This window comes from bacterium, from assembly GCA_030685015.1.
GTDB lineage: Bacteria > CAIWAD01 > CAIWAD01 > CAIWAD01 > CAIWAD01 > CAIWAD01.
Map to the genome: position 1 here is coordinate 22,990 of JAUXWS010000059.1, position 17,015 is coordinate 40,004.

Below are 17,015 nucleotides of genomic sequence, written 5' to 3' on the forward strand. Positions count from 1 at the left end.
CATGGCGGCCGTGCAGAAGTCCCCGGGTGGCAGCATCGTGCTGAAAGTGCTGATCGCGATCCTCATCGTGGTGCTGGGCTACACCATCTGGTTCCCCAAGCAGCAATGGCAACAGCAGGCGCGGGATCTGAAGACCGCCCAGCTGCGGCTGGAGAACCTCCACAACGCCGGCAGTCTCTTCGTCTATTTCAACAAGCGCTATCCCCATTCCATCGATGAGATCGTGAGCGCCCTCGACACGACCTTCATTGATGCCGAGCCGGTCCATTTTGAGATCGAAGTCAAAATGAACATGGATCTGATGGCGGAGCGGGAGGACCTGCTTCGGGTCGAGTTCCGCACGGAGGAGGACGAACAACGCCTGACTCAATTACAGGCCTTGATTCGCGACAGCCTCCTGGTGACCACGGAAGACACGATGCGCATCAAGGACTTCACGATTCATGACCTGGGCCGCAACACCGTGGCTCAACCGGATGGTGGCGGCCTGGACCTCTACCAGGTGCGCATCGTGGCCCAGGTGAAGCCGCTCTACGCGGGCATCGGCTCCGACACCCTCTGCCTGGATTCCGAGCACCCCATCACCGTCATCGAACGCAAGGCGGGCGACCTCAGCCGCGACCTGTGGGCGTCCACCCAGGGCAAGTTCATTGCCCGTCCCGGTACGACATCACTCTTCGCCGCGGGACCCAGCGCGCGAATGCCGGTGAAATCCTACAGCCTCAGCCTGCCCCTGGACGAGATCGGCGTCTGCCCGACCACGAAGCAGCCCTTCCTGATGAAACACGTCTGCAAGTACGGTTTCAAGGGCGCCTACCGTTTCACCATTGACGGCGCCGCGGGCGAGCCCATCACCACGCCCGGCCAACAGCACGCCTTCCTGGGGGCCTTGAAGGATCTAGCCTCGACGGCCATCGGAACCGTGTTTGGCGTCTTGGCGGATTCGGCCATGACGGCTGGCAACGCCCAGTACCGCATTCCCGATGAAACCCAGGTTGCGGTCACGGTGAAGGAGACACTGGCCCTTCTGCCAAAGCTTAAGCCCCGCCAGGAGCTGGTGGCCACGGCCGACCAGTCCCGGGTGGCCGGGGTGGATTCTCTTGACTATTACACAGCGGACGCCCTGCGCACGGACCTGCTCTTCCCCGAGTTCCAGGGCAAGCTGGCGGAGCCCTTCAACCGGCTGCTGGCCGACGAGCGCATCAAGGATTTGGTGGCAAGAGTGCGCATGCAGCCGGCCCTCGATGCGGTCAAGGTTGACACGGTGGGCCTGGCCGTGTACAGCCCGATCACGGGCGAGGAGAAGTATCAGAGAGGTCTGAAGCGGCTCTTCGAGGTGAAGCCGCCGGAGAACCACGGGTACATCTACAACGGCACCAAATCGTGGGAATGATCAACCATCTGGTTGATGTTGCGCTGTTTGAAGATCGGATTGTCCTCCACGGCGCCGAAGGTGCCGTGGAGGCCCCTCTTGCCTACCAGATTCATTCCAAGCTGATCCAGACCGGCGAACTGGCCCGCCTCATCGCCGAACACCTGCGTGATGACCATGGCATCGAATTGCCCGGGGCCGGCACCCGCATCCGCCTTCGGCTGCCGCCCGTCTGGGGCCAGGTCTGTCTGCGCCTGCCCTACACAGGCATAGAATCCCTGCGGCATCCAATCCATCACGTGGCCTGGGAGCTTGATTGCAACGCCCCGGAACAATCCGAGCAATACCTCTTCGACTTCCAGGAAGTCGCGGGAGATGATCAGGTCCAGGCCGTCGCCGGCGAGACACGCCTCCTGGCCGTGCGCCACAACCTGGTCCAGTTCTGCCGGACGATGGCCGACGAGCTGGGCTGGATCCTGGTGGAACTGGCGCCCCTGGGCGACGAGCCGGTTGTCTTCCGCCTGGATCTTGAGCGGGCGCGGAACTTGCAAGAACGGCTTGCGGCCGAACGGTTTGAACCTGTGACGCCCTGGCGCGGCCTGGCGCCGGTTCTGGCGGGGATCCTGTTGCTGACCGTCGCCGCCGGATGGATGATCATGCGCCGGGGCAGCTCGTCCAGGGACGAGGCGCCGGTGGTGGCCGCGTTGTCGCAAGCCCCCGCCGAGTCCCTGCACGTCCAGCCGCTACAGCCGGCTGTGGCCGACACCCTGCCAGCATCACTGGAGCCAGCGCCGACGGGCGACACGGGGACCTGGGTCGGTTTGCTGCGCGAACTGGCCGCCCACGAGACGGAGCTGCCGGATTTCATGGTGCTGGATGCCGGCGGCATGCTCGTCCGGGTGGAGCATCCGCCCGGTCGTCGCCTGACCGAGGTGCTGGGCAGGCCCTCCCGCGTGAGCCGCGTGGGTCCCACCACCTATTTCCTGGAATTCTCGGAGGTCCTGCCTGGCGGGATGGCGGGTGAGGACGCCACCCGCCCCGTGCGACGCTTCGCCGTGGCCAGTCTGGCGGAACTGGCCGGCCAGCTTGATCCTCCGCCGGTGCGCCTTACCCTTCAGCGGCGCCGGGCGGAGCAACCGGGCAAGGGTACCGCTTGGCGCTTCTCCCCCGACCATCCGCGCGGCGCCGCCCTGGGGTGGCAGGTCACCCTTCTCCCGGGCAAGGCCGGGCGGCCCTGATGCAGATCCTGTTCGGCCAGCACAAGGGGCGCCGCCTGAAGACGCCGCCCGATGAGCGCATCCGACCCACCACGGGGCGCATGCGCGACTGGTTGGGCAACGTCCTGCGCGACCACTTCCCCGAGTCCATGGTACTGGACCTCTTTGCCGGCTGCGGGGGCTTGGGTCTGCTCGCCCTCAGCATGGGGGCCCGGCAGGTCACCTTTGTAGATCGGGCGCCGCTGGCCGTGCGGCTGATAGAACACAACCTGCGCCATCTTGGCGAGGAGTCCACCGGGGTCGTCCTGCGCCTTGAGGTCGGCAGCTTCCTGCGGCGCCGTCCGACCCAGCGCTGGGACGTGATTTTTGTCGACCCTCCGTATGACGAAACGGACTATCCACGACTGATGACAGCCCTTGGCCAAGCCGATATCCTGACCAACAAAGGACTGCTGGTGGTGGAGCACCCGTCGCAGCTGAAGCCAGCGGCCGAAGGATTGATTTTGTTGAGGGCCAAGGCTTTTGGGCGCAGCACGATCAGCCTCTTTCAACAAAGGCGGGAACCGGGCGACGGATCCGCAGATCCTCATCGACCGGATTGACGATCTCCCCTCCCTTTCGCCCGTCATCAACCGGGTCACCCAGCTCATCAACAGCGGGGACTCCCAGGCCAAACAAGTGGCCGAGCTGATCGGCGCCGACCCGGCCCTTTCCTCGCGCATCCTCAAGGTGGTCAACTCCGCCTTCTACGGCCTGCAGCACCAGGTGAGCAGCATCCAGCGGGCGGTGGTCATTCTCGGCTTCGACACGGTGCAATCCATCGTCATCTCGGCCGGCGTGGTGGACGTCATGTTCAAGACGGGCACGGCGCTGCATGACATGCGGATCATCTGGGAACGTAGCCTGTTCTCCGCCGTGACGGCACGCAAGATCGCCCAGGTCCTGGGTCGTCCGCCTCTGGACGAGTGCTTCATGGCAGCCCTGCTCATGGACGTGGGCATGCTGGCCCAACTCAAGCTGCACGGCGAGACCTATGCCCAGGTGATCCACGACGAGGTGGCGGGCGGGCAGGACATCGTGCTGGCGGAAGTGCAGGACTTCGCCGTGTCGCACGAACGCCTGGGACAGTGTCTGCTCGAGCGTTGGGACATCCCGGACCTGCTCTCCCGACCCATCCTTTATCACCACGACCTGGCCGGCAGCGAGGGCGAGCCCGAGGATGTGCGCGCCATCTGCCGCGTGGTGCACCTGGCCCGGCAGGCCGCCAACATCTTCTACAGCCCGGCCAAAGGGGCGGCGATCGCCGACTACAAAGTGAAGGCCGCCCGCATGATCTCGATGAGTCCCGGCGAGGTGGACGAGTTCTTCCGCTCCATCCGAGAAGAGGTGTTGGATGTTGCCCGGCAATACGGGCTGGACCTGCCGGGACTGAAGAGCTACACGGAGATCCTGGACGTGGCCAACCAGGAGCTGACCCAAATCAACAAGACCTACGAGCAGCTCAATCGGGAGCTGGCCACGGCGCGCCGGCAGGCCGAGGAGCTGGCGCACAGCCTGAAGGCGGCCAACGAGAAGCTGCAGCGGATGGCCTCCGTGGACGAGCTGACCGGGCTCTTCAACCGCCGCTACTTCGACGAGTTCTTCAGCCGGGAGTTCACCCGCTGCCAACGCTACAAGCGCCCCTTGGCCTGCATCATCATCGACATCGACCACTTCAAGAGAGTCAACGACACCTATGGGCATCAGCAGGGGGACGAGGTCCTGCGCGAACTGGGCGAGCGCCTGCTGGCCCTGCTGCGCGGATCGGATGTGGCAGTGCGATACGGCGGGGAGGAGTTCGTCGTGCTCCTGCCGGAAACGGGCCTTTACGCGGCGCGGGTCGCCGGAGAGAAGATCCGTCGCGCCGTGGCGGTGGAGCCCTTCCGCCATGTGTCGGGGCAGGGCTTGCCCATCACCATCAGTCTGGGCATCGCCGTCTACGATGGCAGCTCGGGCGCCCAGACCCCGGAGGAGCTGCTCAAGCGCGCCGACACCCTGCTCTACAAGGCCAAGGCGGACGGCCGCAACCGCTGCTGTTTCTGAGTGCCGCCCCGCTCAGGGGAAGACCGCCTCGGGATCATAACCGTTGGCGCACATCCAGTCATCGTCGAGGAACTTGCTCAGGTAGCGCTCGGCGCTGTCGCAGAGCACCACCACGACCGTCTGTTCCCTGGTCATGGTGCGGGCCGCGCGGCGGGCGGCAGCGAGGATGGTGCCGCTGCTGCCGCCCACCAGGATGCCCTCCTCGCGAATGATGCGGCGGGCCCAGTGGAAACTCTCGGCGTCGCGGATCTCATGCACCTCGTCCACGACACCCAGGTTGAGAGTGTCGGGCTTGTAGTCCAGGCCGATGCCCTCCACTTGATAAGGCCCCCCCTCCACCAGGTCGCCCGTGTCGAAGAAGCGCTTCAGGCTGCTGCCCGCCGGATCCGCGCCAATGATGCGGATGGCCGGGTTCCTCTCCTTGAGGAAGAGGCCGCTGCCGCTGATGGTGCCGCCTGTCCCCATGCCCATCACGAAGGCGTCCACCCGCCCATCCGTGTCACGCCAGATCTCCGGCCCCGTCAAGCGATAGTGGCAGTCCGGATTGGCCTGGTTGCTGAACTGGCCGGCCAGGGCCGCACCGGGCGTCTCCGCCGCGATGCGTTCCGCCACCCCCGAGTAGCTCTCAGGGTGGTCGTGGGGCAGCTCCGTGCGGGTGCGGATGACGGTGGCCCCGAAGGCGCGCAGCATCAGTTCGCGCTCCCGGCTCATCTTCTCCGGCATCACGATCACGCAGCGGTAGCCCCGCTGGGCGCAAACCATGGCCAAACCGATCCCCGTGTTGCCGCTGGTGCCCTCCACCACGGTGCCACCCGGCTTGAGCAGTCCGCGCCGCTCCAGATCGTCCACCAGGGCCACGGCCACCCTGTCCTTGACGCTGCCGGTGGGTCCGAAACGTTCCACCTTGGCCAGGAAGACAGGGGCCAAGTCCGCGCAGACGCGGTTGAGTCGCACCAGGGGCGTGTTGTTGGCCAGGGAGAGGATGGAGTCGTGGATCATGGGGCCTCCGCTTGTCTGATCGCCACCAGCGCGGTGTGCGGATAGTAATGGGCCAGGATCTCCCGCCAGGGGCGACCCTCCAGCGCCATGCGCGTGGCGCCCAACTGGCAAAGGCCCACGCCGTGGCCCCAGCCCTTGCCGCGGATCAGCAGCGTGTCCCCCTCCCAGTCCAGCACGATGGCCGCGCTGTAGAGGCAGGTGGCGGACAGGGCGAGGCGAATGGCCAGCTCCTTGCCCAGGGTGAAGTCCCCGGCATCGGTGCGGACGAGCAGCCGGCGCAGGCGGCCGGAGGCGCCGCGCTCCAGGGGCGTCAGATCCAACAAGCGCCGGAAGGCTTTCCCGGTCGTGCGGCGGATGTGGGCGGCCGCCTCGTCGCGGGTAAGCTCGACGCGCCAGCGGTAGAAGCCGTCGCTGAAAGCCAGGCCGGGTGGCAGCTTGAACTCCTCGGTGTTGCACCAGACGGACTCGGCCGCCAGGATCCAGTCCCGCCACGCCTCTTCGCTGGCCGGCCGCACAAAGCCGGGATCCGGCACGCAGGTATCCCGGAAGCTTGGGAGGTAGGGCACCGCCTGGTCCTCCCAGACGTGCTCGTAGGCTTCCACGATGCCGCCGCAGCTCTTGGAGTAGCGGGCGTCGCACACGCGGCCGGCGTGGGTCAGCACCACTCCCCGCGTGTCCTGGGCCGCCTCATCGCTCGCGGCGGCGATGGCGCCGCAGCCGCGGAAGCACTGGCAATGGTCGTCGGCGCAGATGTCGAAAGGCTCCCCGGCGTGATGGCGGCCGCGGGTGGCGAGCAGGGTGCTGCGCGCCGCCACCGTCTGGGCCCGCAAGAGGTCGGGCGGCGAGTCCGCCGTCATCTCCGAGGAGTTGACACTGGCCAGGTAGCGCTCGAGGTCCAATTCGTTGATGAGGCCGATCCGCCCCGACGGCTCGATCCACGCCTCCAGCGTGTCCTCGTAGGCCAGCGTCTCGCGGTGATCCCAGTGGAAGCCGATGCCGACCCGCACCTCGCCAACCCGCGCTGCTTCGCCCTGCGGCACGAGGAAACGGAGGGGACCCGCCGCCTCCACGCGGCGCCCGTCCTTGTCGCACAAGGCCAACGTGCCCTCCGCCGCCAGCACCGTCCACCGACAGCGGGCCGGGGCCTGGAGGTGCCAGAGGGGCGGGTCGATTCCAGCGGTGCGGGTCGGCAGGTCGCCCAGGGCCCTTCGCACCCGCTCGAGGAGCGGGTCGTCCCCTGGCCACGGCTGCTCGCGGAGCATGTGCTCGCCGGGCTGGGCGGCGCAGGGCTCACCCAGGGGAAGGGCCAGCAGCCACGTGGCTGGCGCGGTCGCCAGCGGCCAGGCGGCGCCCCGGGCATGGGCGCGCAGCTCGACGGCCAGACCTGCCCGCCTGAGCTGGTCGGCGGCCTCCTCGGCCAGAGGCAGGTCGGCGCACTCCAGAACTTTGATGGCTTGCTGGATCTGTCCCGTGCGAGTTGCGGAGCACGCCAAGCGCCAGTCGCCGGACAGCGGCCAATCCCGGCCGTCACTCCAGGCCCGTGTGCCGGCCGGGAGCCTTAGCTGGACATCCTCGCGCTGGTGCAGAAAGCCGATGCGGACGCGCTCCATGCTCACCTGTTCATTATGGATCAAGGCAGGAATCCGTGGCGGGAAGGTAGCAGTTGCCCCGGCGCGCCGGCCGCGCCATCAGCTTCCCGGCGGCGTGGGCCACTGCAGAAGGCCGTAGCCCAGCAGGTTGACGGCGCCGTGGATCAGGATGCCGGGCAGCAGGGAGCCGCTGCGCTCGCGCAGGAGGCCCAGCAGCAGTCCCAGCAGGAGGAGGGAGGGAAAGGCCCAGGGATTTGCGTGTGACACGGCGAACAGCAGGGCCGGGACCGCCACCGCCCCGCGCGGGAAGTGGCGCTTCCACAGCCAGGGAAGCAAGCCGCGGAAGAAGATCTCCTCCATGATGGGCGCCACGATCAACAAGGATGCGCCGATGAGCAGGGCTTCGGCCGGGCTGCCGGGCACGAGGGCCTGGCGGAGGGTCTCCTCCAGGTCGGATGGCATGGGAAACAGGTGGTTGACAAGCAGGGCGACAAGGGCGTGCAGCACGGCCGCCAGCGGCGCCAGCAGGACGGCGCCCAGCAGCCAATTCCGCGGGAGGCGGGGAAAGGGCAGGATCTCCGGCCGCAGGATCGGCGGAGTGGCCAGCAGGGCGGGCAGGCCCAGCAACAGCTCCGCGAACAGGACGCCCAGGCGGCTGCCGATGGGACCGCTGCCTGCGGCGGGCAGAATGAGCAGCCCGGCCCAGGGGATGAGCCACACGGCGGGCGGAAGGTCAGGGCGCGCCATGCCGGGCCAACCATTGCTGCCAGGCGCAGATGGCCAAGGCGTGTCCCACGTTCAGGCTCTCCGCCTGTCCGGCGCCGGGGATGCGCAAACGGCCGGCGAGCAGCTCCGCCGGCAGGCGCAGGCCATGGCTTTCGCTCCCCAGGACGAGCACCTCTCCCTCTTGGAAGAGGTGTTCGTGGAGGGGCCGGTCGCCGCCGGCGTCCAGACCCAGCAGACGGACTCCTTGCTCTCTGGCCCACGCCGCGAAGTCCGCCGGCTCCCACACACGGCAATCCGCCAGATGGAAGACGGCGCCCATGCCCGCCCGGATGCCGCGCGGACTCCAGGGATCGGCGCAGGGCGCCAGCAGCCAGACGCGGTCGAGGCCGAACCACAGGGCGGTGCGCAGCATGGTCCCCAGATTGCCAGGATCCTGCACGCCGTCGAACACCACCCGGGGCGGGGATCGATCCGGTGGCGACCGCCGGGGCATGGGGCCGGCCAGCAGAAGGCCCTCCGGATGCGGTTGGTCCGCCAGGCGTGACAACTCGTGGGGGCGCGGGCGACGCAGGCGATCCTCGCGATCGGCCCGCTGCCAGACATCCTCGCCCAGCAGACCCTTCAATTCAGGTTCGAGTTCTTCCCCGACCAGGATCAGGTCAGGCCAGGCTCCGGCCCGCAGGTACTCCACCGCGCACTTGATGCCCGGCACCAGCACACAGCCCGCCTCGCTCCGGCCGGCCGGCCGCAGCAACGCACCCAGGGACAGGAATTCGTTCTTGGCAAGACGACGCAGATGGCACCTCCGCCGGATGCGCCGGCGTCGTGGTCAGGGCACGCTCGGGCTAAAGGTCCAGAAAATCCCGCTCCGCCTCCGCGAAGCCCAGGATGACCGCTTCGGGCGTTGCCTGCTCCGCGAGGCGCTGGCAGAGGCCGTGGCGGGCCAGGCGGGAAATGCGCGCCAGCAGTTTGAGATGGCCGCCCGAATTGCCCGGCGGACTAAGCAGCAGGAGAACGAGCCGGGCCGGGCCATCGGGCGCACCGAAATCGACGCCATTGTCGAAGAGTCCGGCCGCCACCAGGCCCTCGGGCAAGAGCAGGCAATTGCAATGGGGAATGGCCACCCCGGCGCCGATGCCGGTGGCATACTCCCGCTCCCGTTCCAGGACCAGGGGCAGGGCCCGCTCCGGTTCCTTCAGCGCGCCGGTCGCGGCCAGCAGCTGCACAAGCTGTCTGATGGCATGGCTGGCGTCGGCGGCCTTGGCGCCGACCAGGACGTGTTCGGGTCGCAAAAGCTGGGAGAACTTCATGCCGACGCTTCCTTCGATGATGTGAAATTAGGAAACGACCTTGAGGATGAAGAGGCGGCGGACCAGCCACATGAGGATGGATCATGAGAGGAATGCGGATCGTGCTGACCACGGTGGGCAGCGCCCGCCAGGGCAAGGACATGGCGCGGCAGCTGGTGGAGGAGGGCCTGGCCGCCTGCGTGACACTGCAGCCGGGCTGTGTCTCGATCTATCCATGGGAGGGCCGGCTGGAGGAGGAGCCGGAGTGCCTCATGTTCATCAAGACCGTGGATGAGCGGCTGGAGGCGCTGGAGCAGCGCCTGTCCGCCATCCACCCCTATGAACTGCCGGAATTCGTGGCACTGGAGCCCGCCGCGGTGGGCGAGGCCTACCTGGCCTGGGTCCAGTCGCTCTGCCAGGAAAAGCCGCTTGACGATTGATTGCAGGAAAAGTTTCGGCTCTTTATATTTCACCCATGAAAGCAAAATCACCCTCAGAAGCCCAGGTGACGGCCTTCCAGCACTTGATGGACCAGTTCACCCTGCTGACGGACCGCGCCAACTTCGTCCGGCAGCGCTGCAGCGGCTTGGGCCGGATGGAGTGCCTCACCCTTCAGTTGCTTGAGCGTTTCCGCCAAAACAAACCGGAGATCCGCCGCCGCATCGCCCTGCGCCAGCTGTCGTCCACGGAGGAGAACCAGCATCTGCCGCGCTGCATGCGCCAGAGCTACCGAGATGGCATGCTGCGCAAGGAACAGCTGGAAACGCTGCCCCGGGACATGTCCATGAAAGCGCTGGCCGATGAGATTGGAGTGGCTTGCAGCCGCATGACGCGCATCGGCGACACCCTCTCCGACGAGCGCGATTCACTGTCCGGCGCCATGCGCGGCAAGGGCCTGATTCATCGCGAGCCCTCTTCGGACGACCGCCGGGTCATTCTCATCCGCATCACGGACGAGGGTTCGGCCCGGGTGCGCAGCCAGATGGGCCATGCCGGACGCATCACCCGCAAGCTGATTGAGCAGATCCCCCCCGCTGAACGGGAGCTGGTGAGGAAAGGCATGGAGACCTATCTCGCCGCCCTGGAGAACATCCTGCCCATGATGTTGGAGACAGCGGGCGGTGAACCAGAGGAATGCTGACAGAGCCAATCCATAAGGAGATCCAATGAGCATCATCAAACTGGACGAAAGCAATTTCCAGGGCACGGTTGACAGTGGCCTGACCCTGGTGGATTTCTGGGCCGAGTGGTGCGGACCCTGCCGCATGCTGGCACCCGTGCTGGAGAAGGTGGCGGCCACGCCGGACCTGGGCGCCAGGGTCGGCAAGGTCAATGTGGACGAGAACCAGGCCCTTGCCTCGCGCTTCAACATCCGCGGCATCCCCACCATGATCCTGTTCAAGAACGGGCAACCGGTGGACCAGCTGGTGGGCATGACGGGCGAGCAGAACATCCTGGACCTCATCTCCCGCAACAAGTAACCCTACGCCGGGCGTCAGACCCCGTGGCGCCTGATGCGGCACATTTTCATTTGACTGCTGCATGTTCTCTCGGCGGGTGTCGATAATTGCGGCACCCAATGAGAGGAACAATCAAATGAAGCATGGATCCGACTCCCTTGGACGGACTCTGATCGCCGGCGCCTTGGCGGTCCTCCTGCAGGCCGGGGCATCACGCGGGCAGACGCTGGAAGAAACCCTCAACGACCTGTCAGCCGACGCGGCGGCGCAGTATGTCGCCCCCATCTCCTCCGCCCTTGGCGCCAATCTCAACTCCGGCTGGTTCCACCGCGCTCCCAAGGCCGACAAGCTGGGCTTCAACCTTGAAGCAGGCGTCGCCCTCATGGGCTCCTTCTTCCCAACCGACGCCAGCCATTTCGACGTGCAGGGCCAATTCCGTTTTTCCAACGGGCAGGCCGGACAACTGGTTGACGAGTACGAGCGGACCGAGGGATATTTGCCAGCCAGCGTGCGCAACGAGCTGGTCCGGCAGCTGACGGGCCAGAACAGCACGGTGCGCATCTCGGGGGCGACAGTGATTGGCGCGCCCACGGACTCGGTCACCGTCGCTTTCGGTGGGGACACCTACACGGCCTTCGGCAACCCCTACACCCTGCCCGCCTACGACTTGAAACTGCCCTTCGGCGGTTTCGGGGGCTTGGCCGACATCAGCCTGCTTCCCTTCGTGGCGCCCCAGTTGACCCTGGGCACCTTCTACGGGACGCAGTTCACCCTGCGTTACCTGCCGGCCGTCGAGCTGGACAGCGACCTGGGTGAGTTCAAGTACTTGGGATTCGGCATTCAGCACAACCCGGCGGTCTGGCTGGACATGAAGCTGCCGGTGGACGTGGCGGCCAGCCTCTTCACGCAGAGCATTCAGGTGGGCGACATCTTCGACTGCAGCTCCTTCGCCCTGGGCCTGAACGCGAGCAAGACCTTTGGCTGGCGCTTCCTCAACCTGACGCCCTACGCCGGCCTCATGTACGAGGACGCCAGCATGAAGGTGTCCTACGATTTCATCGTCGAGGTTCCCACCGATGTGGATCCCGCCGGACAGGTGGTGCAGCCGGTGAGTCTCGACCTGGCCAGCGACAATACCATGCGACTCACCCTGGGCACGAACATCCGCCTGGGCATCATCAATTGGAATCTGGACTACAGCATCGCCACCTACTCGGCCGTCAGCATGGGTGTCAGCCTGGCCTTCTGATCCCGATCTTCAACAGCAGGAATCCAGAGGGCGGCCGCGGCCGCCCTCTGCGCGATGTCCCACCCCCCTGTTACTTGTCCTGTAGTTGAAATCCAGGAAAGGAGACAGGGATGCTACCGCAGAAAGACCTTTGGGTGCCGGCCACCAAGAAGGAGCTGGTGCGCAGCTTGTCCAGCGTTTACCGCGGGCAGGAGCAGGCCTTTGCCCACATGCCGAAGAAGCAATTGCTTGCCATCTTCTTCTACCTGCGGCGCCGGCATGGACTGTTCTCGTGACGCTGCGGGCATCCGGAGGTGATCGAGAAAGTCCCGGGAGGGGAATGACGCCGCAAGAACGCCAACTCACGTTGGTTGCCTACCTGCAGCATCACCGCTTCGGGCGCACGCTGGATGAGATCCTCACCGACATCCCGGCCTATGGAGCGGGCGAATCCGGCCGCAAGAAATTCCAGCGGGACCGGTCCCTGCTCAAGGAGCTGGGCTTGCCCTTGCACTGCATGGAGCAGGAGGGCTTGAGCGAGGACGGCAACCTGCGCTACGTCTACCTGTTGGACCGCCGCGAGGTCTTCGCCCGGGGACTGCGGCTCTCGCCAGGCGAGCAGCGCGGCCTCGTCGCTCTCTGCGACACCCTGATGGAATGGCCTGACTTCCCCTTTCGTGAGTGGATTGACTCCGCCCGACAGAAACTGTTGGCCGCCCGCAGCGGGCAGCCCGTCGAGGAGGCGCTGGTCCGGCGTCTGCCGCCGTTGCCGCGGCTGGGTGACCGCGAGGAGCTGGCCGTGCTGGAGCCCGTGCTGACGGCCCTGGAGCGGGGAACCTGCCTGCGCTTTGAATACCAGGGGCTGCATCACGACCGGGCGGACACCCGCACGGTCCATCCCTGGCGCTTGCTGGCGTGGCGGGGCAACTGGCTGCTGCGCGCTTTCTGCGACCTGCGAAAGGAACCCCGCAGTTTTCTCCTGCGCCGCATGCAAGATCTGGAACTGACCGACCGGCCCGCCCGCCCGGCCCCGCCCCACGAAGAAGCGTCGGGGGTGGCCGCCTGGGAGTTGGGTCTGGGGGAGGGGCGCGACGCAACCGTGGAGTTCGAGGCCGCCGTGGCCGGTCTGGTGGAGCGGGGCCTGGCCTCCGTCACGCCGCCTTGCCGCCTGGAGCGCAGGACCGATGGGCGCCTGCACGTGGTCCTGCCGGTGGAGGAGGCCGGAGCCTTCTTCCGCTGGCTGCTGGCCTGGGGACGACAGGCGCGGCTGCTGAGACCGCCCGCCCTGCAGGAAGAATTGGCTCGCTGGTTGAGCCGTTCCCGCGGCGAGGAGGCCGCATGAGCAGGACGCTGGATCTGCGCACCATCCTCAACCTCTTGCCCCGCCTGGCCCACCTGGACGGTCGTCCCATTGAAGAAGCCTGCACCGAGCTGGAGTTGTCGCGGCCGGAGCTGCTCGCCCTCATCCAGAGCGCCAGCTCCCTGGCCTGGGGCGGCCATGACGAGGGGGAATTGATCGACGTGTGGGAGGAGGAGGGCCGCCTCCATGTCCACACGGGCGGCCTCTTCGAGCGGGCCGTGCGCCTGCTGCCGCCGGAGCTGCTCGCCTTGCGCCTGGGAGCCGCCCAGCTGGCGGCGGCCGGACTGGCGGCAGACCTGGACCTGGAAACGCTGCTGGGCCGCATCGAGCACGGCCTGGGCGGCGACGAGCCGGGCGTGGCCGAGCGCCTTCGCCAGCAGGTGGGCTCGCAAGTGGACCCCGCCCTGGATGCCGCCCTGTTGGACAAGGTGCTGGACGCGGCCCGGGAGCGACGCCTGTTGCGGATGTGGTACTACAGCCGCAACTCGGATCGTCTGCGCCCGCGCCTGGTTGAACCCTGGAAGCCTTTCCAGGAGCACGGCATCTGGTACCTGCAGGCCCTCGACCGGGACCAGCAGGCGGAGCGGATCTTCCGCCTGGACCGCATCGTGGAGTTGAGTGTCCTGGCCGAGAGCTTCCCCGAGCCGCCCGCGGAGCGCCTCAAGCAGTGCCGGCTCTTCCAGGACGACGGGCCGGGACGCACACGGGTCCGGCTGGAAGGTTCGCTGGGGCGCTTGGCGCGGGAGCAGTCCTGGCCCGACCTCCGCGAGGAGGGTGGGCGCTTCTACCTTGATCTCCGCCACACAGCGGGCGACCCGCTGCTCCGCTACCTGCTATCCTGGGTGCCCGACGTGGTGGTGGAAGGGCCGGAACTACGCGCCGAGTGGCTGTCCCTGCTGGACGAAATGGCGGAGCGGCACTGCGGCTCCAGGACCCTTGAGGCGTGACGCTGTCCTGGCAACGGCCTCATTGAGAGCGCAAGAAATGCGACACTCCCCCCGGGCTATTGGCTTTTATTCATGGTCCCCGACGGCCGGATCCCCGGGAGAAGGCTGAACGGGCCGCGGCGCGGTCTTCACTGCCCCGCCGAAGGACCCTTGACACGGGCACGAAGCCCATTGAGGGTCCAGTTCCAATCATTGCATGGCGTGAGGTAGCCGGACATGGAGACCGCCATCTTCATCACTATTGTCGGTATGCTTGTCTTTCTTGCCCACCTTTTCTCCGGACTCTTCCAGGCAACACGCATTCCCGATGTGCTTCCCCTTGTCCTGATCGGAGTTGTGATCGGCCCGGTGGCCGGCCTGATCTCGCCGGGGGATTTCGGCCGCATTGGCCAGATCTTCACCACGGTGGCCCTCGTGATCATTCTGTTCGAGGGCGGCCTGGGCTTGAAGTTCGCCACCCTGCGCGCCTCTCTGGGGCGCGGCATGCTGCTCACCGTGCTCAACCTGCTGGGAACGATGGTGGTGACCACGGTCCTCTCCTTCACCCTGTTGCGCTTGACCCTGCTGGACGGCCTGCTGCTGGGCGCCATCCTGGGCGGCACGTCCTCCGCCGTGGTGATCCCGATGATCAACAAGCTGCGCATCACGACTCGGGCGCGCACCACGCTGCTGCTGGAGTCAGCGATCAGCGACGTGCTGTGCATTGTCCTGGCGCTGGCCCTGATCAAGGCGGCGGCACTCCAGCGCTACGAACTGGCGCTGATGGCCAGACAGATCGGACTGTCCTTCCTGGTGGCGGCCGTGATTGGTGGCATGGCCTCGCTGGCGTGGTCCTACCTGCTGCAGCGGGCCAGAAAATTGGACAACAGCATCTTTCTCACGCCGGCCTTCGTCTTCGTGGTTTTTGGCGTGACGGAGCTGAGCGGGTTCAGCGGCGCCATCGCCGCTCTGGTGTTCGGACTGATCCTGGGCAACGTGCAGGACATGCGATGGCGGGTTGCCTTCATCCAGCGGCTTGCGGAGGTGAAGAGGGAGCACCTCAATGAGACGGAGAAGCTCTTTCTATGCGAGATCGTCTTCCTGCTGAAGACCTTCTTCTTTGTCTACCTGGGCTTGTCCATCCGGCTGACGCACGAGTGGTTGATCCTGCTTGGACTGGTGATGACCTTCGGGCTCTATGTCATCCGCCTGTTCGTCGTGAGACTGGCCGTCAGCCGCATCACGCCACGCTACGACGCCACCATCGCCTCGATCATGATTCCCAAGGGCCTGGCCGCGGCCGCGCTGGCGTCCCTTCCGCTCCAGGCGGGGATGGCCTCCGGCGCCGCAATTCAGGACGCTGTGTATGCCGTGGTGTTGTTCAGCATCATCGGCACGGCCGCGCTGGCCTTTGCCGCCGAGCGCAACCTGCTGCGCTGGCCTTACAACACGTTGTTCGCGGGGTATGGAGAGTCCTCAGGCGAAGCGCCTGTCATCGAGAGCGAGAGTCCGAATCCGCCCATCGATTCCTTGTAGGCAGTCAAGCAAAACTGGCGATGCCCGTCACGGCTTGGCCCAGAACGAGGCCGTGGATGTCGTGCGTCCCCTCGTAGGTGAGGACGCTCTCCAGGTTGAGCAGGTGTCGACCGGTCTGGTACTCCAGGCTGATGCCGTTGGCGCCCAGCATGGCGCGGCAGGTGCGGGCCGTCTCCAGCGCCATGGCCACGTTGTTGCGCTTGGCCAGGCTGATCTGGGCGGGCGTCACCTTGCCCTCGTCCTTGAGCTGGCCCAGCCGCAGGGCGAGGCCCTGGGCGGCGGTGATGGCCGTCAGCATGTCCGCGAACTTGGCCTGCTGCAGCTGGAAGGAGGCCAAGGGCCGGCCGAACTGGCGGCGCTCCTGCTGGTAGCGCAGCGCCTCGTCGAAGCAGGCCTGGGCCGCACCCACCGCCCCCCAGGCGATGCCGTAGCGGGCCTGGTTGAGGCAGGACAGCGGCCCTTTCAGCCCCTCGACGCCGGGCAGGATGGCCTCCCGCGGCAGACGCACGTCCTGGAAGACCAGCTCACTGGTGACGCTGGCGCGCAGGCTGAACTTGCGCTTCTGCAGCGGTGCGCTGAACCCCGCCTGGCCCCGCTCCACGAGGAAGCCCCGCACCACGCCGTCCAGCTTGGCCCAAACCACCGCCACGTCGGCGATGCTGCCGTTTGTGATCCACATCTTGGCGCCGTTGAGCAGGAAATGATCGCCCCGGTCCTCGGCGCGGGTCTCCATCCCGCCCGGGTCGCTCCCATGGTCGGGTTCGGTGAGTCCGAAGCAACCGACCGCCTCGCCCCTCGCCAGCGCGGGCAGCCAGAGGTCCTGCTGCTCCCGGCTGCCGTAGCGCCAGATGGGGTACATGACGAGACCGCTCTGGACCGAGAGAAAGCTGCGCAGGCCGCTGTCCCCCCGTTCCAGCTCGCGGTTGATGAGGCCGTAGGCCGTGTGGCTGAGGCCGGCGCAACCCCAGCCGTCAATGGTGGCCCCGAAGAGCCCCAGCTCGCCCATCTCGCGGGCCAACTCCAGCGGAAAGCGGTCCTGCTCGAAGCAATCCGCCACCAGCGGCATGAAACGCTCGCCCACCCAGCGGCGCACTTCCAGGGCGACGGCCAGCTCCTCCTCGCGCAAGAGGGCGTCGTGGGCGTAGAAATCAAGGGCCTTGTAGGACATGGCGTGCTCCTTCCTGGGCGCGGTTCCGCCGCGCCCGGCCAATATGCCAGTCGACGACGGCGC

The 17,015-nt window shown here is 66.7% G+C and carries 18 protein-coding genes; 12 read left to right on the forward strand and 6 right to left on the reverse strand.

Annotated elements, in window-relative coordinates:
- Position 1: 1 nt before the first annotated feature.
- The 4 genes from Q8O14_07985 (at position 2) to Q8O14_08000 (ending at position 4,671) form a co-directional block, all read left to right on the forward strand.
- On the forward strand, positions 2-1,393 hold the full coding sequence (locus Q8O14_07985) for a hypothetical protein (GenBank protein ID MDP2360678.1): 1,392 nt from the start codon (positions 2-4) through the stop codon (positions 1,391-1,393).
- Positions 1,394-1,458: 65 nt separating this feature from the next.
- Positions 1,459-2,610 (forward strand): hypothetical protein, encoded by a 1,152-nt coding sequence (locus tag Q8O14_07990; GenBank protein ID MDP2360679.1) that lies wholly within the window; start codon positions 1,459-1,461, stop codon positions 2,608-2,610.
- Positions 2,610-3,191, forward strand: a complete 582-nt coding sequence (rsmD, locus tag Q8O14_07995) for a 16S rRNA (guanine(966)-N(2))-methyltransferase RsmD (GenBank protein MDP2360680.1) — start codon at positions 2,610-2,612, stop codon at positions 3,189-3,191. The genes Q8O14_07990 and rsmD overlap by 1 nt, the downstream gene beginning before the upstream one ends.
- Positions 3,112-4,671, forward strand: coding sequence for a GGDEF domain-containing protein (locus tag Q8O14_08000; protein MDP2360681.1), 1,560 nt, complete (start codon positions 3,112-3,114; stop codon positions 4,669-4,671). The genes rsmD and Q8O14_08000 overlap by 80 nt, the downstream gene beginning before the upstream one ends.
- Positions 4,672-4,683: 12 nt before the next feature.
- On the opposite strand, the gene Q8O14_08005 is transcribed toward Q8O14_08000, so the two are convergent.
- The 5 genes from Q8O14_08005 to Q8O14_08025 all read right to left on the reverse strand — a co-directional run bounded on the left by Q8O14_08005 (position 4,684) and on the right by Q8O14_08025 (position 9,295).
- Positions 4,684-5,670, reverse strand: a complete 987-nt coding sequence (locus Q8O14_08005) for a cysteine synthase family protein (GenBank protein ID MDP2360682.1) — start codon at positions 5,668-5,670, stop codon at positions 4,684-4,686.
- Complete coding sequence (locus Q8O14_08010) at positions 5,667-7,280, reverse strand: SpoIID/LytB domain-containing protein (protein MDP2360683.1); 1,614 nt, start codon at positions 7,278-7,280, stop codon at positions 5,667-5,669. Before Q8O14_08010 ends, Q8O14_08005 begins: the two co-directional genes overlap by 4 nt.
- Before the next feature lie 78 nt (positions 7,281-7,358).
- A complete protein-coding gene (locus Q8O14_08015; protein ID MDP2360684.1) occupies positions 7,359-8,006 on the reverse strand; it encodes a type II CAAX endopeptidase family protein in 648 nt (215 codons plus the stop codon).
- The gene (locus Q8O14_08020) at positions 7,993-8,739 is read right to left on the reverse strand and encodes an RNA methyltransferase (protein MDP2360685.1); all 747 of its coding nucleotides are present in this window, start codon (positions 8,737-8,739) and stop codon (positions 7,993-7,995) included. Before Q8O14_08020 ends, Q8O14_08015 begins: the two co-directional genes overlap by 14 nt.
- A gap of 91 nt (positions 8,740-8,830) precedes the next feature.
- Positions 8,831-9,295: a PTS sugar transporter subunit IIA gene (locus Q8O14_08025; protein MDP2360686.1), complete on the reverse strand. Its 465-nt coding sequence runs from the start codon at positions 9,293-9,295 to the stop codon at positions 8,831-8,833.
- A gap of 83 nt (positions 9,296-9,378) precedes the next feature.
- On the opposite strand from Q8O14_08025, the gene cutA reads away from it, so the two are divergent.
- The 8 genes from cutA (at position 9,379) to Q8O14_08065 (ending at position 15,784) form a co-directional block, all read left to right on the forward strand.
- Positions 9,379-9,714 carry a divalent-cation tolerance protein CutA gene (gene cutA, locus Q8O14_08030; GenBank protein ID MDP2360687.1) on the forward strand — a complete coding sequence of 112 codons (336 nt, stop codon included), beginning with the start codon at positions 9,379-9,381 and terminating at the stop codon, positions 9,712-9,714.
- Between the two features lie 65 nt (positions 9,715-9,779).
- Positions 9,780-10,415: a hypothetical protein gene (locus tag Q8O14_08035; protein MDP2360688.1), complete on the forward strand. Its 636-nt coding sequence runs from the start codon at positions 9,780-9,782 to the stop codon at positions 10,413-10,415.
- Positions 10,416-10,440: 25 nt separating this feature from the next.
- The gene (gene trxA / locus Q8O14_08040) at positions 10,441-10,755 is read left to right on the forward strand and encodes a thioredoxin (protein MDP2360689.1); all 315 of its coding nucleotides are present in this window, start codon (positions 10,441-10,443) and stop codon (positions 10,753-10,755) included.
- Positions 10,756-10,870: 115 nt separating this feature from the next.
- Complete coding sequence (locus Q8O14_08045) at positions 10,871-11,983, forward strand: hypothetical protein (GenBank protein MDP2360690.1); 1,113 nt, start codon at positions 10,871-10,873, stop codon at positions 11,981-11,983.
- A gap of 110 nt (positions 11,984-12,093) precedes the next feature.
- Positions 12,094-12,258 (forward strand): hypothetical protein, encoded by a 165-nt coding sequence (locus tag Q8O14_08050; protein MDP2360691.1) that lies wholly within the window; start codon positions 12,094-12,096, stop codon positions 12,256-12,258.
- Positions 12,259-12,302: 44 nt separating this feature from the next.
- Positions 12,303-13,304, forward strand: a complete 1,002-nt coding sequence (locus tag Q8O14_08055; GenBank protein MDP2360692.1) for a WYL domain-containing protein — start codon at positions 12,303-12,305, stop codon at positions 13,302-13,304.
- Entirely contained in the window at positions 13,301-14,269 is a 969-nt protein-coding gene (locus Q8O14_08060; protein MDP2360693.1) for a WYL domain-containing protein, read from the forward strand. The genes Q8O14_08055 and Q8O14_08060 overlap by 4 nt, the downstream gene beginning before the upstream one ends.
- A 216-nt stretch (positions 14,270-14,485) precedes the next feature.
- A complete protein-coding gene (locus Q8O14_08065) occupies positions 14,486-15,784 on the forward strand; it encodes a cation:proton antiporter (GenBank protein MDP2360694.1) in 1,299 nt (432 codons plus the stop codon).
- A 4-nt stretch (positions 15,785-15,788) separates the two neighbouring features.
- Here the strand turns inward: Q8O14_08065 and Q8O14_08070 are convergent, their stop codons facing one another.
- Complete coding sequence (locus Q8O14_08070) at positions 15,789-16,952, reverse strand: acyl-CoA dehydrogenase family protein (protein ID MDP2360695.1); 1,164 nt, start codon at positions 16,950-16,952, stop codon at positions 15,789-15,791.
- Positions 16,953-17,015: the final 63 nt, after the last annotated feature.